General features: G+C 64.7%; 15 protein-coding genes and 1 pseudogene. 5 read left to right on the top strand and 11 right to left on the bottom strand.

Annotation, left to right across the window (positions count from 1 at the left end; translation table 11 throughout):
- Positions 1-49: 49 nt before the first annotated feature.
- From HFP89_RS14990 to HFP89_RS14975, 4 genes are all read right to left on the bottom strand, one after another.
- Complete coding sequence (locus tag HFP89_RS14990) at positions 50-640, bottom strand: NAD(P)H-dependent oxidoreductase (RefSeq protein ID WP_168718483.1); 591 nt, start codon at positions 638-640, stop codon at positions 50-52.
- Positions 641-834: 194 nt separating this feature from the next.
- A complete protein-coding gene (locus HFP89_RS14985) occupies positions 835-1374 on the bottom strand; it encodes a hypothetical protein (RefSeq protein ID WP_168718482.1) in 540 nt (179 codons plus the stop codon).
- The gene (locus HFP89_RS14980; protein WP_206212402.1) at positions 1371-2309 is read right to left on the bottom strand and encodes a collagen-like protein; all 939 of its coding nucleotides are present in this window, start codon (positions 2307-2309) and stop codon (positions 1371-1373) included. The genes HFP89_RS14985 and HFP89_RS14980 overlap by 4 nt, the downstream gene beginning before the upstream one ends.
- Entirely contained in the window at positions 2306-2836 is a 531-nt protein-coding gene (locus tag HFP89_RS14975) for a hypothetical protein (RefSeq protein WP_168718481.1), read from the bottom strand. The genes HFP89_RS14980 and HFP89_RS14975 overlap by 4 nt, the downstream gene beginning before the upstream one ends.
- A 611-nt stretch (positions 2837-3447) precedes the next feature.
- On the opposite strand from HFP89_RS14975, the gene HFP89_RS14970 reads away from it, so the two are divergent.
- The gene (locus HFP89_RS14970; RefSeq protein WP_168718480.1) at positions 3448-4674 is read left to right on the top strand and encodes an APC family permease; all 1227 of its coding nucleotides are present in this window, start codon (positions 3448-3450) and stop codon (positions 4672-4674) included.
- Positions 4675-5030: 356 nt separating this feature from the next.
- Here the strand turns inward: HFP89_RS14970 and HFP89_RS14965 are convergent, their stop codons facing one another.
- On the bottom strand, positions 5031-7226 hold the full coding sequence (locus HFP89_RS14965) for an OsmC domain/YcaO domain-containing protein (protein WP_168718479.1): 2196 nt from the start codon (positions 7224-7226) through the stop codon (positions 5031-5033).
- Between the two features lie 200 nt (positions 7227-7426).
- Here HFP89_RS14965 and HFP89_RS14960 point away from each other — a divergent pair, with 200 nt between their 5' ends.
- A complete protein-coding gene (locus HFP89_RS14960) occupies positions 7427-7741 on the top strand; it encodes a GIY-YIG nuclease family protein (protein WP_168718478.1) in 315 nt (104 codons plus the stop codon).
- Between the two features lie 38 nt (positions 7742-7779).
- Here the strand turns inward: HFP89_RS14960 and HFP89_RS14955 are convergent, their stop codons facing one another.
- Positions 7780-8895, bottom strand: coding sequence for a glycosyltransferase (locus HFP89_RS14955; protein WP_168718477.1), 1116 nt, complete (start codon positions 8893-8895; stop codon positions 7780-7782).
- Between the two features lie 91 nt (positions 8896-8986).
- Between HFP89_RS14955 and HFP89_RS14950 the strand changes: the two genes are divergently transcribed.
- From HFP89_RS14950 to HFP89_RS14940, 3 genes are all read left to right on the top strand, one after another.
- Positions 8987-9721: a hypothetical protein gene (locus tag HFP89_RS14950; RefSeq protein WP_168718476.1), complete on the top strand. Its 735-nt coding sequence runs from the start codon at positions 8987-8989 to the stop codon at positions 9719-9721.
- A gap of 34 nt (positions 9722-9755) precedes the next feature.
- Complete coding sequence (locus HFP89_RS16245; protein ID WP_168718475.1) at positions 9756-10934, top strand: hypothetical protein; 1179 nt, start codon at positions 9756-9758, stop codon at positions 10932-10934.
- Between the two features lie 335 nt (positions 10935-11269).
- Positions 11270-14089, top strand: coding sequence for a DUF2339 domain-containing protein (locus HFP89_RS14940; protein ID WP_168718474.1), 2820 nt, complete (start codon positions 11270-11272; stop codon positions 14087-14089).
- 107 nt (positions 14090-14196) lie between these two features.
- On the opposite strand, the gene HFP89_RS14935 is transcribed toward HFP89_RS14940, so the two are convergent.
- The 5 genes and pseudogenes from HFP89_RS14935 to HFP89_RS14915 form a co-directional block, all read right to left on the bottom strand.
- The gene (locus HFP89_RS14935; RefSeq protein WP_206212401.1) at positions 14197-15996 is read right to left on the bottom strand and encodes an integrin alpha; all 1800 of its coding nucleotides are present in this window, start codon (positions 15994-15996) and stop codon (positions 14197-14199) included.
- A 377-nt stretch (positions 15997-16373) separates the two neighbouring features.
- Positions 16374-16844, bottom strand: a complete 471-nt coding sequence (locus HFP89_RS14930) for a hypothetical protein (protein ID WP_168718472.1) — start codon at positions 16842-16844, stop codon at positions 16374-16376.
- Entirely contained in the window at positions 16813-18033 is a 1221-nt protein-coding gene (locus HFP89_RS14925) for a hypothetical protein (protein ID WP_168718471.1), read from the bottom strand. The genes HFP89_RS14930 and HFP89_RS14925 overlap by 32 nt, the downstream gene beginning before the upstream one ends.
- 468 nt (positions 18034-18501) lie before the next feature.
- A pseudogene (gene pgk, locus HFP89_RS16115) lies at positions 18502-18636 on the bottom strand (phosphoglycerate kinase); the annotation flags it as partial.
- Positions 18637-18775: 139 nt separating this feature from the next.
- Positions 18776-19828: an acyltransferase gene (locus HFP89_RS14915; protein WP_240956449.1), complete on the bottom strand. Its 1053-nt coding sequence runs from the start codon at positions 19826-19828 to the stop codon at positions 18776-18778.
- Between the last annotated feature and the right edge of the window lie 367 nt (positions 19829-20195).

The raw sequence follows: 20195 nt of genomic DNA, 5'->3' as shown, positions 1-20195 counted from the left end.
GCAGGAACCCGGACCTGAACCGGTTGCGTACACAAAAAAGATCGCCGCGTTATCGCGCCGCGCGGCCAAGAGTCTCCATCTGCGCCAGCAGCTTGTCCACCGCACCGGGCTTGGGATGCGAGGCCGGCGCGAAGAACGTGACCTTCACCGGTTTGAAACCGCAGAAGCCGAGGATCTGGCCCTTGAGCTGGCGCAGGATGGCGTTGCCGTAGGCCAGCCACAGGAAGCTGCGCGGCGTATCGGAGGTAACGAGAACGCGCGCCGACCGGCCCTCGAGCAGCGGCGCCGGCAGGCCCATCGCCGTGGTCCGGTCGGTCGTGAAGGTCCGCCCGTTCAGGAACACGCGGTCGATCCAGCCCTTGAGCTTGGCCGGAAACCCGCCCCACCAGAGCGGAAACGCCAGCACGAAGTGCGAGCACCACTCGAGGTTCTCCAGCGATTCTTCGAGCACGGGCTCCAGCGGCTTCGGGTCGTCATAGCCCGCCTTGCCGCGATCGGGGTCGAAGACGAGGTCCGCCAACTGCACCAGGCGCACCTCATGGCCGGCCGCCGTTGCCGCGGCCGCGTATCGGGCTACCGCTTCGCGGGTGATCGAGCTCGGCCCCGGGTGGCCGTTCAGAATGAAGATGCGTTCGGACACGTTGTCTCCGCGAATTCACGCGCTCGGTCGTGGGCCGAAGCGAGAGCCACTCCACCGACACGGGTACATGCCCGAGGCCTGCAGGAGCGTGTGCCGGGAGTCTACCGGACGCGGTCCATCGGAAGTCGGGGATCGGGGCACCGGCATCGTTCGGGCCGCGTTGTTGATATACGATGAACCGCTCGACGGGCGCGCTATTGATCGACGGGCGGGATCTCGATGACGATCCGATCCACGCTGCCGTCTTCCTGTTCCGCCTCGATGACCATCGGCGTGAACGCGAGCTCCGGATCCCGGTTCAGGACGCGCACCGATCCATCCTCGTCCTGTGCCACCGAGATCTCGACCTCCGGCGGGATCGCGAAGGAGACGTAGCGCGGGTGCAGCCGGGCTGCGGCGGCGTTGCTCCCGGGCTCGTCGCCCGCGTCCGCGGGAGGGTCGTTCGACGAGAAGCGCGCTGCGAGAGAGGCTTCGAGCCGCTCGACCTCGGCGCGGCGCTCGTCCAGCACCTCGAGCCCTTCGTTCAGTCGGACCCACTGTTCATCGAGCCGCCGTTCGCGTTCCTCCAGCGCGGCGACATCCATCGTCCGAGCGCCGTCGGCCGACCGCGCCGAAGACGCCGCCGAATCGCGATCGAGAAGCGGCCGCTCCGTCTCCGTGCCCGGACCGCTGCGGAACAGCGCGACGGCGGCCAATGCGAGAGCGAGGACCGCGATCAGGTCCGATCGAGTCATTCGGGCAGGATCCGTTGACAGCCGTTGCTGTTGGAGGCGCGTCGCCAGCAGCGGAAGTAGCCGATTTCTCCGCTCCGCTCGACCTGAACCAGCATCGTCGAACCGGTATCACAGAAGGTCGCGCTCAGGGTTTCGCCTGGGGAAAAGGGAAAGCTATAGACCTGCCGAAGATCTGCCTGGCCGGAGATGGGGCTCGTTGCGCTGCAGCTCACCGGATGAGTGAATGCGAAGGTATAGAAACCCGATTCCGTGACTCGCAGCTGCAGCGTGCCGGCATTCAGAGCTTCCAGTACCCAACCGTCGCCGGTGAAGTGCGTGATCGGGCCCGTGCCGAAGATCGCGAGAGTTGCCGGGGGCGCCTGGAACGCGCCTGCGGGACCTTCCGGACCGACCGGTCCTTCGGGACCGACCGGACCCGGCTCGCCCTGGGGGCCCTGGGGACCCTCCGGCCCCGCCGGCCCGGGCAACCCCTGCGGGCCGGCCGGACCGGGCGGGCCGGCCGGACCGGGCGGGCCCTGCGGACCTTCGTTCCCGTCGAGGGCGTAGGCCGCGAACGGCGCCGAGGTCAACGGTTGCGGCGGAGACAATGCGGTGAACGGCCCGGTGCCGGCCTCGCGAACCTCCAACTCGATCCAGGCCGGTGCGTCCGTGAACACGGCGCCGAAATCGACCTGGGCGGTGAAGCGCCCGTTCTCGACGTCGACGTCGGCGACGGCGTCCGTGGCGATCACCAGCGCCGTCGCCGGATCATCGCCGTCGAGCAGGTTGAATTGCATGTCGAACAAGCCGTTCGCCGGGACCCCGTTCTGGAGCAGTTCGCCCTGGTAGGTGAAGGCCGGGGACTGCTGGGCATGCCCCTGCGCCGCGACCAGCAACAGAAGAACAAGCGTGAGGCGCATCAGCATGAGTCGATCCTCCAGAAAGAAAGCGTTCATCGCGTGATCGGGAAACTCTCGAAGCCGTCGCGGAAGATGATCAGATCCAGGTTCGTCGTGTCCGCCGAAGGCCAGAACCCCGCCTTGACCGTGAAGTCTTCGCCGATCATGACGTGGGCATCCGGCTGGCCGAAGGTGCCCTGTACGTCGTAGTCGAGAGAGCGGCTTCTGCCGCCGCCCCCGTCGATCGACGACCAGGGCACGGCAAAGGCGCCGCCGGCCTGTCGAACGGGCGGCGAAGAACCGGCGGCATCGTCGACGTCGCCTTCGGCGTGGCCCGACGGTGGCCACCCGACCGCCAGCACAGTGCCGATCAGCAGGAGTCCGAGCGTGGAACGACAGAAGCTGGGCACCGCACGGCCCCGCGTGCAGAAACAGGATTCAGGTGACGTTCCGGGAATCGCAGCCGACCGAGTAGTCCCGCGCATTCTTGCCAAGTTCCATTTCCGAAAACAGGAGCGCGGCACGGCGAGCGCCGCCCGCGCTGGTGTCGGCAAAAACATACCAAACCGGATTCGGCCGGTCAATCACGCAGCTCCCGGCCGGAATGGCGCCGGGTCACGATCTGCGACCGTTGCGTGGCCGCCGAGACGATCAGCCACGACGATCAGCCACGACGATCAGCCACGACGATCAGCCACGACGATCAGCGGCAGCGAACCCGACCCTCGGAAAACGGACGCGCAGCTACCGGACACCCACACGGGGATGTGCTTGCCGACCACGCCCGATACGGTCTGCTCCGAAGAAGGCGTTGCCGAATACGGAGCCTGCAGCGTTGCAGAAAGCAGCCCGGCAACGAACATCGCAACAAGTCCGGCAAGAATTCTCGACGTCTCCGACTCCTTCCTGTTCGGCGAGACACGCCTTCGCTCGTGAGGACACTGAGCGTCTTCTTCCCATCGCGCCGGCATGCTGAAGCTCGATGCTCGAATCCCGGCGGCTCGCATCGGCCGCACTGGCCTGCTTGTCCACCTTCACGTTGACCACCTTCACATTGACTGTCCATTCGTTGCGGCCAGCGACGCTATTGCGTTACCACCTTCACGTTGACTGTCCACTCGTTGCGAACGTCGATCCGCTGCTCGACCCCGATCGCCGACCCGCCAGCGGCGCTATTGCGTTACCGTAGGTCGGCATGAGCGGTGAGGCCGGAAACAGCGCCCTGAAACGCGAGGTCGGCCTGGTTCAGCTGACCTTCTACGGCACCGGGACGATCCTCGGCGCCGGCATTTTCGTTGTCATCGGCGAAGTCCTGGGAGAGGCAGGCGGACTGGCGCCGCTGGCCTATCTGCTGGCCGCCGTGGTCGCACTGACCACGGCGCTGAGCTACTCGGAAATGGCGGCGCGGGTGCCCACCGCCGGCGGTCCCGTCGACTACGTGGAGCGCGCGTTCGGTCTGCGCTGGCTGGGTTCGCTCGCCGGCTGGGCGCTGATCGTGGCCAACGTCGTCTCGGCCGCGACCATCATCACGGGGTTCGTGGCCTACCTGTCGAGCTTCATCGCAGTGAGCGACTGGCTGGCAACGATCCTGGTCGCACTCGCGGTCGTGGGTGTGGCCGCGGCCGGAATGAAGGAAAGCGCCTGGCTGATGACGGCCACGACCCTGATCGGGATCGGCACGCTCCTGGTCGTGCTCTGGGCGCTGCGCGACGGCTTTGTGGTCGCACCGCAAGCCATCGCCGCGGCGCCGGCGCGGATCGACGGTTCGGCCGGGGCCGCGCTGCTGGGTGGCGCGTTTTTGGCGATCTATTCGTTCATCGGCTTCGGCGACATGGCCCAGGCGGCCGAAGAAGTGCGCGACGTCAAGCGCGTCCTGCCCAGGGCCATGCTTCTGTCGCTGGCCGTGGTGGTTCTGTTCTACCTGAGCGTATCGGCCGCGCTCGTTGGCGTCGGCGAACTGGAGGAACTGGCCGCGGCCCAGGCGCCGCTGGTGCTGGCAGCCGAGCGCGAAGGCTGGCCGGCACTGCCGATCGCCCTGGCCAGCCTGGCCGTGATCGTCAACGGCGCCCTTACTCAGGTGATCGCCTCGTCCCGTCTGCTGTTCGATGCCGGCCGCGACGGCCGCGGTGCGCCGGCGACCCTGGGAAGACTCAGCGCGACAACCGGTACCCCGCTGGCGGCCACGCTGACCGTGGGCGGCATTGTCCTGGGTCTCGCGCTCCTGGTACCGCTCAAGCAGCTCGCCACGGCGACGGGGTTCGCCATTCTGGTGGTCTTTATCGGCGTCAACGCTTCGCTGATCGTGTTCAAGCGCCGCGAACAGCCTGACGATGTGCCCGACGTCCCCATTCTCGTCCCATGGATCGGGGCCTTCGTCTGCTCAGGCGCGTTGATCGGCCAGCTTGCGCTGTACCTGGCTTGAGCCGACGGCCGCGCCCGTGATCTTCGGGTTCAGCGCGCTGTGCAAATCCGGGGCCAGGTCCGGTGTCCTGCGTCGGTTCGGCCCGGGGACCAAGCCGGACCGGAGCCCGCCACCCTGCCGAGCGGCCCCTCGGGCTGACCCCGACCGCCGACGGCGAGCGTGTTCTCGGCCGGAACGAGCACTCGGTCCAGCTGTGTGGCGAGCACCGGCCCCGGCGTGCGGCAAGGCCGTGTGGACGTCCGACTCGAGGTCGCCCGCTGCAAGCACCCACCCTGTGTACCGGGCACGCCCTGCGCGCCGAAGTGCTGCCTGCAGCAGAACCCGCGGCAAGCGGCAGAAGGGAGTCTGGGCTTGATTCACCCAACCTGTGCAGCGGCGCGGGCCGCGCGCCAGGCGTGCAGTTTCCGGTAGCTTTCGAGCAGGCGCTGGTGCTTCTCCAGCCCCTCCAGGTTCATGCTGGTCCGCGTCAGGCCGTGGAACCGTTTCGAGCCCTCGACCAGGCCCACCACATCGTCCATCACCGGCTCGCCGTACATGCGTTTCAGGTTGGGCAGGTAGTCGTCCAGCTCGAGGTCATCGTCCAGGGCAATCTCCAGCACGGCGCTCACCGCCCGGTAGAACAGATTGCGCTGCGCGGTGTTGTCGTTGTACTGCAGGAACATCTCGACGTGGTCGAGCGCGTCCTCGTGCCGCTGCAGGGCCAGGGAGATCATCAATTTCAATTCCAGGATCGTCAGCTGGCCCCAGACCGTGTTCTCGTCGAAGTCGATCCCGATCAGCGTGGCGATCAGCATGTAGTTGTCGAGCTGGCTTTCTTCGAGCCGCGCGAGCAGGTCGGCCAGTTGCTCGTCGCTCAAGCAATGGAGGCCGAGAATGTCTTCCCGATAGTCCAGCGCCACGTTGGTGTTGTCCCAGACCAGGTCCTCGACCGGGTAGACCTCGGAATAGCCCGGCACCAGGATCCGGCAAACGGGCGCGCCGAGGTCTTCTTGAACGGCGACATAGATCTCCTTGCCCATCGCCTCGAGAATGCCGAACAGGCGCGCGGCTTCTTCCTCGTTGCTGCCGGAGAAGTCCCATTCGACGAACTCGTAGTCGGCCCGGGCGCTGAAGAAGCGCCAGGACACGATGCCGGTGGAGTCGATGAAATGCTCGACGAAGTTGTTGGGCTCGGTCACGGCCTGGCTATTGAAGGTCGGCGGCGGCACGTCGTTCAGGTTCTCGAAGCTGCGCCCCTGCAGCAGCTCCGTCAGGCTGCGCTCCAGCGCGATGTGGAAACTGGGATGCGCACCGAAGGAGGCGAACACGCCACCGGTCTTCGGGTTCATCAGCGTCACGCACATCACCGGGAACTGCCCGCCGAGCGATGCATCCTTGACCAGGACCGGAAAGCCCTGGGCCTCCAGCGCCCGGAGGCCCTCGACGATGTCGGGATACTTCGCCAGCACGCGTTCCGGCACGTCCGGAAGCGCGATCTCTTCTTCGATGATCTGTTTCTTGACGGCCCGCTCGAAGATCTCGGACAGGCACTGCACCTGCGCCTCGGCGAGCGTATTGCCGGCGCTCATCCCGTTGCTCAGGAACAGGTTCTCGAGCAGGTTCGACGGGAAATACACCACCTCCTTATCGGACCGGCGCACGAACGGAAGCGCCACGATGCCGCGGTCGGCGCGGCCCGAGTTGGTGTCGATCAGGTGGCTGCCCTGCAGCTCGCCGTCGGGGTCGTAGATGGTGCGGCAGTGGGCGTCCAGCAGGCCCGCCGGCAGCTCGTCGTCGGGCCCCGGCAGAAACCACTGCTCGTTCGGATAGTGGACGAACTCGCTGTCGGCAATATCCACGCCGAAGAACCAGTCGTTGTAGAAGAAGTTGCAGCCCAGCCGCTCGATGAACTCGCCGAGCGCGGAACACAGGGCCGCTTCCTTCGTCACGCCTTTTCCATTCGTGAAGCAGACCGGCGAGGCCGCATCGCGGAGGTGCAGGGACCACACGTGGGGCACGATATTGCGCCAGGACGCGACCTCGATCTTCATCCCCAGGTCCGCCAGGGTCCGCGTCATGTCGGCAATCGTCTGCTCCAGGGGCAGGTCCTTGCCCTCGATGAATGTCTGTTGTTCGCTCAACGCCGAGCGCATCAACAGCGCCTGGGCGTCCTCGGACAGGCTCTCGACCGGCTCGATCACGAAGTCCGGGCCGACCTGGATCGCTTTCTTCACCGTGCAGCGGTCGATGGAGCGCAGAATGCCTTCGCGGTCCTTGTCCGAGAGATCTTCGGGAAGCTCGATCTGGATCTTGAAGACCTGCTTGTAGCGGTTTTCCGGATCAACGATGTTGTTCTGCACCAGCCGGATGTTGTCCGTCGAAATCCCCCGGGCCTTGCAGTAGACCCGGACGAAATACCCCGCACACAGCGCCGACGACGCCAGGAAATAGTCGAAGGGACTCGGCGCCGAGCCGTCGCCCTTGTAGCGAATCGGCTGGTCCGTGACGACGGTAAAATCGTCGAACTTCGCCTCGAGTCGGAGGTTGTCGAGAAAATTGACCTTGATTTCCATGGACGTGGGGACCTGGGCTGGATGGGCTGGATGGCGCAAGAACAGCGCGCCGCCGTTTTCCTAACCCGCCATTATCCGGGTTTCAGGGAAGCTCGTCTCGGAGGCGACTCGTCAGGCAAGCGTCATACCGCTTGTCACACCCTGCCGAGGCCACCCCACGGCAGCCGAACGCAGCCGACCTGGGGACGATCCAAAGAAGAATGAACAACGAAGAACCCACCCGGCCATCCTGGTGGATCTACATTCTGGACTGCGACGGCCGCCTCTACACCGGCGTGACCACCGACCCGGAGCGTCGCCTGCGCGAGCACCGCGCCGGACGCACCCGGGCCGCACGGTTCACACGGGGCGCGACATCCGTGGAGTTGCGCTACGCCGTAGCCGTGGGCGGGCGGTCATTGGCGCTCCAGGCCGAGTACCGGCTCAAGCGCCTGCCGCGGGCCGAAAAACTGACGCTCTGCGAACGATCGCCTTCCGCTGTCGAGCTGCTGGAGCGAATCGCGCTGACGCGCTGATCCCGACCCTCCCGCTCACGGGTTGCTGAATCTGGCGTTCAACCGGATCCAGCGTCCGCATCGAAGAAGCGAAGATTTGCAGCCACTCGTTCGCGCTCGCTGGCGGGCAGCGCCTCGCCCTCGAGCAGCTCGCGGGCGAGACGGGCTGCGAGACCGGCCTGTCCGGTCCAGTAGCTGGCCACGGACAGCTCGTCCTTCGCGCGCCAGCGATAGACACTGGCGTCGACGAACAGAAGGTCCGCTGGACGCGGCAGAGCAGCGGCTCGCTCGGCATAGAGTTGGGCCAATGCATGCTCTTCTCGCTGCCGATGGATCCGGGCCAGTTCGACCAGCGGCTCCGCCCGCGTGGGTCGAGCGTTCCAGGCGTCCAGGTAGGCGCTGATGACCGATGCATGCCCGGCGGATGCATGCGCAACCGATTGCCGCTCGAGCAATCGTGCCAGCTCGAGCAGGGCGCAGAATCGCTCTTCGTCCCAACCCTGCATCTCCGAACGGCGACGATAGGCATCGATGGCCGCTTCGATCTCGCCGGCGTCGCGCAGGCTCTGCGCCAGGTAGAACTGGTAGCGCGAGTGATCGGGCTCGCGCTCCAGGGCCTTCTTCAGCACGTCGGCATCCTTCAGATACTTCTGGCGTTGGGGCTGGCGATTGCGCGCGCTATCGAAATGGCCGATCTGGGAAAGCCCTTCGAGGGTCGATTGCCGGAACGGCACATCGCAGGCCAGGTATTCGTGCAGCACCCCTTCGAAGCGCCAGGGCCGGTCGGCACGCAGCAGACGAGGCAGATGGAATTCGGTGGCCGTGTTACCGGGGCGCTGCAGAATCTGCCAGGCATCGACACCGTCGGACTCCGGAAGAACGAAGGGCGGATCGATGACCAGCTCCTCGTCGGCATCGATCAGCAGCAGCCAGTCCCCCTGGCCTCGCGCCAGGCGCATCGCCTCGCTGCGGTTATGGCCGAAGTCGATCCAGGGCCGGTGATGGAGCGCGCCGGGCAGACCCGCCAGGGCGGCTTCGATGATCGTAGGCGTCCGGTCCGTAGAGCCCGTATCGACGATGCACCAGCGTCCGATCAGCGGCATCACCGAGCGCAGGGAGCGCTCGATCACATGCGCCTCGTCGCGGACGATCATCACCAGGCAGATTTCGGGCATGGGTGCTCTGATCACCGAGAATCAACTTGTGAGGGGCAGCAGAGGTGAAGTATTCTGTCGTCCTGGTGTTCTTCCTACAAGGGGCATTCACGTGCGATCCGTTCTGGTCAGGCTGACCCTGCTCGTCTTGCTCAGCCACGCGACAACGACGTTTGCCTCGATCACGATCGACAGCGGGGGATCGATTTCGCTGGGCAACGGCCTGCTCGACCTTGCGGGCGGCGACCTGATCGTCGATGGCCAATTCAACCTGCAGGACGGCGATGTTTCCGATGCCGGCAATGTCGTCATCACCGGCGGCCTGGACGGCGGGACAGGATCGCTTCTCGTGCTCGGCGATTGGATCAACAATGGTTCGTTCATCGCCCAGACCGGCCAGGTCACCCTCTTCGACTCGGTCGGCGGCAGCGCGCAGATGGTCGGCGACTCGATCTTCTTCGGCCTGAGCCTGCTCAGTCCCGCCGGCGGGCGCTTCGTGCTGCAGAGCGGATCGGTCCAGCAAGTGATCGATGCCCTGACGATTCTCGGCGCCCCGGGACAACCGGTACAGATCGAGAGCAGCAACCCGCCGCAGATCGCCGAATTGGTATTGCAGGCCGGCGGCAGTCAGAACATCGACTTCGTCGGCGTTTCCAATGTCTATGCCACGGGCGAGCCCCTGGCGCCCGATGGGACCAACCAGGGCGGCAGCGGCAATGCCGTGGGCTGGTTCGGCTTCGGCTCCTTCGACCCGCTGCCCATCCCCGCGCTCTCGATCCCGGGCCTGCTGCTCATGATGCTCATGATGGTGGCCATCGCGCGCGTCGGTCGTGCCCGCGTCCTCTGAACGATCGAACAACAAAAAAAGCTAAGGAAGACCCATGTCCAGAATCATTCGACTGACGCCGCTGGCAGCCGCCATCGGCACCATCCTGCTGGCCCAGCCGGCCACCGCCCAGAACGTCGTGATCCAGGCACCTCCGGGCGGCACCGTGGAAGTGCAGGATGCGGCCGGCAACGCCATCCACCTGCAGGTCAATGACGACGGCACGCTGGTGCTGCCGGGCATTTCCGGCGATACGGAACAGACCACCGTGCTCTGCTTCGAAGCCGGCACCGGGACGCTCGGCCCCTGCACACCGACCGCCGCCATCGGTCCGACGGGACCCGCCGGACCGCAGGGCGCCACCGGCCCTTCCGGGCCGGCAGGCGCCACCGGACCCACGGGCCCGATCGGTGCAACGGGCGCGACGGGCCCGCAAGGACCGATCGGTCCCGTCGGCGCGACAGGACCGCAGGGTGCGACCGGCCCGACCGGACCGATCGGTGCCACCGGTGCACCCGGCCCGACCGGCGCACAAGGCGTTCCCGGACCCACGGGACCGATCGGCGCGACGGGACCGATCGGCGCGACCGGTGCACCCGGCCCGACCGGGCCGCAGGGCGATGCCGGTCCCCCGGGACCCGCCGGCCCACCAGGACCGATCGGCGCGACCGGCCCGACCGGACCGCAAGGCTTTCCCGGACCGATCGGTCCGACCGGCGCCGCCGGCGCCACGGGACCCACCGGCCCTCAGGGTGTTCCCGGCCCCACCGGACCGACCGGGCCCGCGGGCCCAGGAATGAAATTCGACGTGCTGGTCAACGGCGTTTCGATCGACGACCCGAGCAGGGACCTCGCCTACGTGGGTTTCACCGGTGACGGACTGGCCTTCCTCACGAACCAGAATTACCTGTTCGAGGAGCTCGACGGCGAACTCGAGCCTGTCTTTCTGCTGTATCAGAACGCCAATTGCGCCGGCACCGTCCGCGCCTACGCCGACAACTTCCCCCGGGCGGCCAGACCGGGAGAAGTCTTCCAGACCGATGGCACGATCTACTATGTGGATGCAGCTGCAACCGTCAGCAGCTTCGCCTACGCATCCTTCTTCAACGTCCAGACCGGCGTTTGCGACAACAACACCGGCAACGACCCGGCAGCACCGTTCCTGGCCAACAATCCTGCGGTGACCGGATACTCGTTGGGCATTCCGTTGGCGGTCGAATTCCAACGCAACTGATGGACCACCGACGCTAGACCGTTCAGCGCCATCCGATCGGGTGGCGTTGTCGTTTCTGGGACGGAATAAACACGCAGAAAACGGGAAGGATCGCGTCGCGGTTCGCGCGCCGGTTCTTGAAGGGTGGGTGTCCACTTTGTTCCTGCATGTTCAGGTTGTTTAACTGATGCAAGAAACAAGACGTGACCCCAGCCCACTGATCACCAAGGGCAAGTGTGGGCGAATCGGCCCGTACCGAACCGCAACGCTTTCGCCGGCATCGACGCCCGCCGGCCGATTGACAAGGTTCGAGCCCTGGGCCATGGTCTCAGCCTGATCTCGGGGAATGACACCGCATGGAATCCGTGGTCGCGCTGTTCCTGCTCGGCTGCCTGCTGTTGGTCCTGGGCGGCATCCTTGGCCTGGTTGCCTTCGCCAGGACGAACGCGCTGAAGCGGGAGGTTCAGGATCTCAAGGACCGCGTGGCGTTTCTGGCGCAGCAGCGGCCGAAGGAACGAGACGGCGACGCCGAGCCGGTTGAGCCGCCCGAGCTCCGACGGGCAACCCCAACTGCCGCGCCCCCGCCGTCCCGGCCGGCCGAACCCGCACCCGCGCGACCGGCCACGATGGCGTCGGACAGCACGGCAGCGGACACGGAACAGCCGACCACCCGATCGCCGAAGGTCGAACCCACCCGCGAAACCGATCCAGCGGCCTCGAGCACCCGTCCGTCAGCCCCTGCACCACCGGCTCCGCCCACCTCTTCGCTCGTCTTCGACCCCTGGCCGTTCCTGCGCGCGCTGCAGCGCAACTGGATGGCCTGGCTGGGCGGGCTCTCGATCGCGCTGGCCGGCATCTTCCTGGCCCGGTACGCCATCGAGCAGGGACTGCTCGGGCCGGGCGCGCGCATTGCATTGGGGCTAGGCACCGGCGTTGCGCTCCATGCCGGTGCCGCATGGCTGCTGAAGAAGAGCGGCAGCCACCCTGCCCTGGCGGCCATGGCCGGCGGCGGCAGCATCACGCTGTTCGCGACGCTGCTGGCCGCGCTGCATTCCTACCAGATGTTCAGCCCGACGCTGGTGTTCGTCGTGCTCGCCCTGGTCGCCCTGGCCACGATGTGGCTGGCCGTGTCCCACGGCCCGCTGCTGGCGATCATCGGCATGCTCGGTGCCTACGCCGTGCCGATCCTGGTCTCCACGGGCAGCGGCAAGCTGTTCGCCGCGTTGGTCTACGCCCTGATCATCACCGGCTCCGTGCTGCTGCTGGCGCGAGTGGTGCGCATCGGCTGGCTGTGGTGGGGCGCCGTGCTCGGTGCGCTGGGCTGGTGGTACCTGTCGCTGACCGGCACCCAGGTCGACGGCTTCCGCGGGCTCTACCTCGCGGTACTGGCCTACCTGCTGATGGCGGTCTGTTCGGGCAACTGGCGACTGGCGCAGGCGCACCCGGGGGAGGTCTGGCTGCTGGGTCCGGCGCGCGGCCGCTCCAACGACCCATCCCGCGACGGGACCGACGAGGACCACCCCCCATCCGCGGTCTGGGAACAAGGCCTGCCCATCGCCCTCCTCGGCATCGTGGGCGCGCAACTCGTTTCCGTGCTGCACAGCGGCTGGGTGGGCCATTGGCCAACCTTCCTCGCCCTGCCCGCCCTGCTGCTGTTCGTCAGCCTGGGCCAGCCGCGCCTACTGGCCCTGGTCTGGATGCTGCTGCTGGGCAGCCTGGCCTGCATCGGCGTGCTGTATGCATCGTTCCCGAACGCGGACATCGGCCGACTCGTGGACATGCGCGGGCTGAACGAGCCGCTGACGGATCCGTCCGGCTTGCTCTTCTCGCTGGCCTGCCTGGGCCTCCTCTACCTGCTGGCCGCGTTCTGGGGCGACCGCTACGGCCGACAACGCGCCTGGTGGGCCTCGTTACTGGCCATGACGCCGACGCTGTGCCTCCTGACCGCGTACCTGACGGCCAGCCCGATCACCAGCACACTCTACTGGACGCTGCTGTTCGCCGGCGTCGCCGCGGTCCAGATGGCCATTGCCGTCATCGCCTCGAACCGCGTCAACAAGCAGACCACCGACCAGCACCACGGGCAGTGGATCGGCATCTGGCACTTCATCGCCGGGCACTTCGGCTACGCGATTGCCGTGGCCGTTGCCTTCGAGGCCGCCACCCTGACCCTGGCCCTGGCCGCGCAGGTGCTGTCGCTGGCCTGGCTGATCCAGCGCTTCGACGTCCGCGCCCTCGGCTGGCTGTTGAAACTGGTCGTCCTGCTGGTCGTCGTGCGCCTGACCGCGAACCCCTGGCTGGTCGACTACCCCGCTACCTGGCACTGGCCGCTCTGGACCTACGGCGGTTCGACATTGCTGTGCTGGCTGGCCAGCCGCCAGCTGGCCGGCTACCCGAAGCTGCGCGAGTGGACCGAAGTCGCCAGCCTGCACCTGTTCGTGCTGACCGTCTGGGCCGAGGCCCGATACCTGCTGCACGACGGCCGCGCGTTCTTCGCCGACTACAGCTTCTCCGAGGCCACCCTGTACATCGGCCTCGCCGGCGCCCTGAACCTGGTCTACCACTACCGAGCACGCATCAGCGGTGAACTGGCGCGCTGGTATCACGGCTATTCGATCTTGTTGCTCGCCTTCGGGCTGCTGAACTACCTGGGCATCCTGATCAACCTCGCGAACAGCGAACCCTGGGCGGTCACGGCCATCGGCGAACAGCCGGTATTCAACCTGCTGACGCTGGCACTGGGCCTGCCGATCGTGTTCGGAGCGCTGTATGCCCGCTACTACGGACACGCAGGAAGCCGCGCAAGAAAACTCGCGGCGCTGTTCGTGGGGATCGCGAGCTTCCTCTTCGTCTCCTTCCAGGTCCGCCATCTCTGGCAAGGGACCGTCTCGCTCCAGACCGGCACCTCGTCGGGCGAGCTGTACACCTATTCGATCGTCTGGCTGGTCATGGCCGTCGCCGCCATGCTGCTGGCCGGCGTACGCCAATGGCAGAACCTCTACCGCGGTGGCCTGGCGATGCTCGCGGTCGTGATCCTGAAGATCTTCCTGATCGACCTCTCCGACCTGGACGGCCTGCTAAGAGTGGCCTCGTTCATGGGCCTGGGGCTGGCGCTGGTGGGGATTTCGTTCCTGCATCAGAGGATCAAGCCGGGGACGAGGGCCACAGACACCTGAGTCTCTTGCTGGCGTAGTGGATCGCTTCAAAATCGTCCTTGTTCCTGGACAGAAGCGCGGATGTCCGGGTGCTCTCATCCCGACATTCGGTGCAAGCTGTTGGCCGTTTATTCCTCGAAGCCGTCGACAAACACGCCGTCCACGAAAGCGCGCAGCAGTACGATTTCAGGCGCAATGGTCGAGTTATACGGCGCGATGACCTGGCCGGTGAACAGGCCGGGCTGATCGAGCTGAACGGTCACGTCGAAGGTGCATTCATCGTTGACGCCAACCAACGTGCCCAGCGGCTGACCGCTGCATTGATCGTTGGCAAGGCTGAACCGGTTCGAGCCCTCAACGGACAGCGACTCCAGAATCACGATACCGCGACCGACATTGCTCAAGGTGATTGTGAAGTTATCCGAGCCACCAAGCTGCACCCCACCGAAATCGGCCAATGCCTGGTCTGCACGCACTTCGATTCGGCCCGTTCCCGGCCCGTCATTCCCGCCAAACACCACGTAGCTGCTGCCGGAAACGCTGCCGTTCGGATCGGCAAACGGCGCTCCGATCAGCAGATCGTCGACGCCGTCGCCGTTGACATCGCCTGCGGCGCTGACCGCGATGCCGGATTCGTTGCCCGCCGACGCACCATCGAGCCGAAAGCCGGTCGTGCCGTCCAGGCTGCTCAGGGCCAGCGTCGGATCGAACCCCGTGGTCCGGCCGAACACCACGTAACTGCTGCCGGAATCGCTTCCATTCGGATCCGCGCCGTATGCGCCGATCAGCAGATCGTCGACACCGTCGCCGTTGATATCGCCGGCGGCGCTGACCGCGCGGCCGGATCCGTCGGCCGACGCCACGCCGTCGAGCCGGAAGCCGGTCGTGCCGTCCAGGCTGCTCAGGGCCAGCGTTGGATCGAACCCCGTGGTCCGGCCGAACACCACGTAGCTGCTGCCGGAATCGATTCCGTTCGAATCGGCAAGCCATGCCCCGATCAGCAGGTCATCGACACCGTCGCCGTTGATATCGCCGGCGGCGCTGACCGCGCGGCCGGATCCGTCGGCCGACGCCACGCTGTCGAGCCGGAAGCCAGTCGTGCCGTCCAGGCTGCTCAGGGCCAGCGTCGGATCGAACCCCGTGGTCCGGCCGAACACCACGTAACTGGTACCGGAATTGCTTCCATTCGGACCCTCGCCGTATGCGCCGATCAGCAGATCGTCGACGGCGTCGCCGTTGACATCGCCTGCGGCGCTGACCGCGATGCCGGATGTGTCGCCCGCCGACGCACCATCGAGCCGGAACCCGGTCGTGCCGTCCAGGCTGCTCAGGGCCAGCACTGGATCAAATCCCGTGATCCGGCCGAACACCACGTAACTGCTGCCGGAAACGCTGCCGCTCGGATCGGCAAACGGCGCTCCGATCAGCAGATCGTCGACGCCGTCGCCGTTGACATCGCCTGCGGCGCTGACCGCGCTGCCGGATTCGTCGCCCGCCGACGCACCATCGAGCCGGAAGCCGGTCGTGCCGTCCAGGCTGCTCAAGGCCAGCGTCGGATCGAACCCCGTGGTCCGGCCAAACACCACGTAACTGCTGCCGGAATTGATTCCGTTCGGGTCGGAAGTTGGTGCCCCGATCAGCAGATCGTCGACGCCGTCGCCGTTGACATCGCCTGCGGCGCTGACCGCGATGCCGGATGTGTCGCCCGCCGACGCACCATCGAGCCGGAACCCGGTCGTGCCGTCCAGGCTGCCCAGGGCCAGCACTGGCTCAAATCCCGTGGTCCGGCCGAACACCACGTAGCTGCTGCCGGAATTGATTCCGTTCGAATCGGCAAGCCATGCCCCGATCAGCAGGTCATCGACACCGTCGCCGTTGACGTCGCCGGCGGAGCTGACCGCCTCGCCGGATCGGTCAAATGACGCCACACCATCAATCCGGAAGCCGATAGAGCCATCCAGCGTGCTCAGCGGGATGGTGGCTGGAAAATCCTGCGCAGCCGCCCTGTCAGCCAGCATACCGCCTGCCATCAAGGCCGAAATGGCCAACGCAAGGAGTCGCTGGCGCACGAGAACGTGATGGACGGGCCGACTGGACGATTGTGTGGGCTGCGGTCGGGTTGAATCGTGCATAAGCAAGCTCGCGCTACTGGTTCAATCGAGAACGTTTGGCAAGACCCCCACTTCTGGCGGAACGCAAAAGTAGAGTTCAGGCCACAGTGGCCAACTTCTGTTTCGAGGTCAAGCCTCCGAGAGCCATATTAGGCCGTTCGTTATTTTCGGTCCAGAGCCAGCGCGTGGCGAACTCAGAGTGGGTGTCCACCACCTACCCAAGCCACGTCAGAAAAGCCTCGAATTCCTAGTAACGTTTTCTGCCGTACAGGGTGCGGTCGATCTGCCAGAAGAATGTGTGGAGCAATTTGAGCGTCGGCAATTTCTGATTCATTAAGCATCCCCGCCTTCCTGCGGAGAATCATCATCAGCTTCCGCTTCAGATCCTGCCCAATCACTGGTGATTTTCTCCCAATCGATAGTGACTTGGGCTCAGGTCTTGTTTCTTGCATTTCAAGAGTTGATGCAAGAAACAAGACCTGACCCCCTTTTTCCCATTCGAGATGGCCGATCGGTGATTGATATTGCGAACTTCGACGGAGGCTGTCCAGGAACGCTGATAGTTGGTGTCCAGCAATTTCCCCGTCATTCGTTCTACAGGGGGCGTTCAGGTTGTGGCCAAGATCATCGCGCTCAGTCGCCGGCGTTCCAGCAGAGATCTGCATAATTCGATATCGAGTAGCCTGAACTCACTACCTGGCCATCAGGCCGCGGAGCTACGGCCAGGGCGAACGGAAACTGTTGATCCTCGCCGAATCCGCATCCATCCTCATGCACGCCGACGCGCCCCGTTACCGACCAGATCTGGAGCAAGCCATTGTAGGAAACGTCCACAATATGAATATTCCCGGTCGCGTTCTGACGCCGACCGGAGGAAATCGCGACGAGAATCTCGGAGCCAAAATCAACCAGATCGATCAGATCCGCGAGCTCGTCTTCTGAAACCGATGTAGCGAGCCAGGAGCCATGAACGGCTTCCGCTGACTCGAACGTATCCGCCACGGACTTGTCGACCCCTCTCATGCCGGAATAGATCTGGCGGAAGGTATCCGATCGATCCGGCCTCAGAACAAGCTCGTTGATCGCCATATCAACGGGCCGAGATGGCGCTTGATCTCGAATGCGGGTGGCAACGCGCGCGATGATGTCGCTCAATTCAACGTAGCGATCATAGTCCGGATCGTCCGGCACAAGCGAACCTCCGTTTCGCTCCATGATCTCCTCGGCCTCGACATACGCCGCAAAGTATTCGTCGTCCTGAACAATCTCGGACTGTTCCGCAATCGCCAACAGCATTTCAGTACGATTCAACCCAATCAGCATCTCGTAATCGGCGGGATCGATGTCGTTGCGAAACTCCCACCCCGGGCGATAGTCGGGCGCCAATCGAGGCACCCACACATTGATCCTTGCTGTAAGCCGCTGCAAAAATGACGGATCTCGCAAAAGTTGCAGAGTTGGAGAATTCCCATAAGCCACTGCTTGAGCCATCACGAGGGCAGCAATGACCAGCTCGTCCAGATCGCCGAGCGGCTTGAACGCCTGACTATCCGCGCCGCTTCTAATCTGTCCGGCGACCGCGAGAAAGGCACGGTCTTCCTCATCCGAGCAGGTCTCTGAAGCAGCCAACAACTGCGGCGCATTCAGAGCTTCAGACTCCAGCAGGGCCTCAGCGCAGGTCTTTGTCGCATCCTTCCAGAGCTGCGCCTCTGCCTGCGTGAAGACATCCTGCAACGGCTCCGAGGAACCCAACGACGATGACGACAAGCCAAGGAAGATGAAACAACATGTCAGAATCTGACAATTACCCATAAGACCTCCACCACTCAAACCAGGATCGCCCACCTGCATCACGACTTTATCGTACTCAGCGGATTCGATTCAAGGCATTCTTATGGCTTGGGGTCAGGTCTTGTTTCTTGCATTTCAAGAGTTGATGAAAGAAACAATATGACTTGGGGTCAGGTCTTGTTTCTTGCATTTCAAGAGTTGATGCAAGAAACAAGACCTGACCCCCTTTTTCCCATTAAGCATCCCCGCCTTCCTGCGGAGAATCATCATCAGCTTCCGCTTCAGATCCTGCCCAATCACTGTTGATTTTCTCCCAATCGATAGGGCGAGGTTCTTCGTTGGTCCAGACATTCCAGAAATCCGGGTCGTCAGAGGCCGGTCTCTGGCCATCCTCCAGATGTTTCACCTCGAACAGACGCTGGGAGGCCGGCAGGCCTGACCACGAATCGGCCGAACGGCTGGACATCCACCCCGAGGTGCATAAAAGTAGGTGTCGCGGTAATGCGTAAAGGCAGGTGTCGCTTGACAACTGTCGGCGACGTGGAATTTTTCGATGGCGGCAATGGTGTCGCCGCCGCCGGCCAGGGTGAAGCCGTCGCAGGCGGCCACGGCCTGGGCGACGGCGCGGGTGCCGGTCTGGAAGGCTTCGAATTCGAACACGCCGACCCGACTGCCTCTACGATCGTCGTCGGCAAGACCGACTGAATTCCCGCCGCGGCGGCGACAGGGAGTTCAGGAAGGCGATGGCTGCCCGGAGTCCGTCTCAGTGACCGGAATCTGCCTCTCAGGGCGCGCGTGAACCAGCTCAGCTCCCGACCAGCAAGCGGGAACGAGGTCCGGCCATCTTGCGGATCGCGGTGATCATCAGCAACGACAGGGCCAGTGCCGCGACGAAAAGCAATGCGCCGTGCAACGCGATCTCCAACGGAGTCAGGGTGGCGCCGCGGGCGACCAGCGGAATGCCATAGCCGAACACCGGAAACATGTGCAGGAAATAGATCGCGAAGGCATCGTCGCCGAGCCGTTCCAGCGGCCGGCAGCGCCAGTGCTCGAGCCGACGGAACATCAGGATGACCAGCACGGCGAGGCTCATCTTCTGCGCGTAAAAGACCTGAGTACGCCATTGGTCCGGAATGTCCGGCAGAAGGCCGGCCGGGTCGCCGATCGCCCATATCGAAATGAGCAGTGCCGTCAGGACGAACACCCAGAAACCGCGCGCCAGAATGCGCGACCGCGCGTCGTACGCTGAACCCAGCCACACCCCGAACAGGTAGGGTGCGCCGAAGTGTGCGACGTTATTGAAGGAAAACTCGGGCCATACGCGTGGGAAGAACAGCGGAAGCAGCATGACCGCCGCGAAGAACGGGGTCCCGAAACGCGAGTGCAGCACCGCGGCGGCCGGCGGCGTGAGCAGGAACAGGATCAGGATGACCGGGATGTACCACAATACGGGCATGGTCGTTCCCGTCGGCACGCCTACCGCGTAGCGGTACAGAAACTCGGTCGGGTGCGCCGCCCATTGCACCCCCTCGACCAGCGACAACCCCAGTAGAGCATAGGGAATAGAGACCACTAGATAGGGTACGAGCACGTTCAGTGCCTTGGCGCGGTAGAACTCACCAATCGGCTTCCGGGCCAGCACCAACGAATAGAGCAGGCCGGAGATCAGCGCGAACATCACCGTGGACTGATAGAACAGCAGGTTCTGGATCGCCGCCGTGACCGGGAACGACTGCCCGGCGATCGAACTGACTGCTAACGGGAACGCGGTGGCGTGAGTGGCGACGATCCAGGCAATCGTGACGCCACGCAGCAGGTGGATATGCTGAACGTAGGTCGACGTCCGGTCGGATGTCATCACTTCCTGCTTTCTCGCAATGCCAGATCGCGGCACCGGAAGTATAAGCACTGCTTCATGGCATTACCACTGGCACTCAGCGCAGACGCGCGGAAGGCCTGGCATCCGGACTCTTGCCAGAAGTGTTCTCGTCCAGATCACCGGTTTCAGTCACTTCGGATTGCTGCAACTCGATGAATGGCGACTGCGCGCCCTCGAACGATCGGCGCAGCCAGACCAGGAGAGGTCTTCCCGACCGATGGCACGATCTACTATGTGGATGCAGCTGCAATCGTCAGCAGCTTCGCCTACGCATCCTTCTTCAACGTCCAGACCGGCGTTTGCGACAACAACACCGGCAACGACCCGGCAGCACCGTTCCTGGCCA

Origin of the sequence: Wenzhouxiangella sp. XN79A (genome assembly GCF_012272825.1) — a bacterium.
GTDB lineage: Bacteria > Pseudomonadota > Gammaproteobacteria > Xanthomonadales > Wenzhouxiangellaceae.
The sequence above is the reverse complement of the archived record's forward strand: the minus strand, read 5'-3'. Positions and strand labels throughout refer to the sequence as shown.

Coding starts and splice junctions, on each gene's coding strand:
- HFP89_RS14985 (WP_168718482.1), bottom strand. CDS start 1,374: ATGACTCGATCGGACCTGATCGCGGTCCTCGCTCTCGCATTGGCCGCC.
- HFP89_RS14980 (WP_206212402.1), bottom strand. CDS start 2,309: ATGAACGCTTTCTTTCTGGAGGATCGACTCATGCTGATGCGCCTCACG.
- HFP89_RS14970 (WP_168718480.1), top strand. CDS start 3,448: ATGAGCGGTGAGGCCGGAAACAGCGCCCTGAAACGCGAGGTCGGCCTG.
- HFP89_RS14965 (WP_168718479.1), bottom strand. CDS start 7,226: ATGGAAATCAAGGTCAATTTTCTCGACAACCTCCGACTCGAGGCGAAG.
- HFP89_RS14960 (WP_168718478.1), top strand. CDS start 7,427: ATGAACAACGAAGAACCCACCCGGCCATCCTGGTGGATCTACATTCTG.
- HFP89_RS14955 (WP_168718477.1), bottom strand. CDS start 8,895: ATGCCCGAAATCTGCCTGGTGATGATCGTCCGCGACGAGGCGCATGTG.
- HFP89_RS16245 (WP_168718475.1), top strand. CDS start 9,756: ATGTCCAGAATCATTCGACTGACGCCGCTGGCAGCCGCCATCGGCACC.
- HFP89_RS14940 (WP_168718474.1), top strand. CDS start 11,270: ATGGAATCCGTGGTCGCGCTGTTCCTGCTCGGCTGCCTGCTGTTGGTC.
- HFP89_RS14930 (WP_168718472.1), bottom strand. CDS start 16,844: ATGCAGATCTCTGCTGGAACGCCGGCGACTGAGCGCGATGATCTTGGC.
- HFP89_RS14915 (WP_240956449.1), bottom strand. CDS start 19,828: ATGACATCCGACCGGACGTCGACCTACGTTCAGCATATCCACCTGCTG.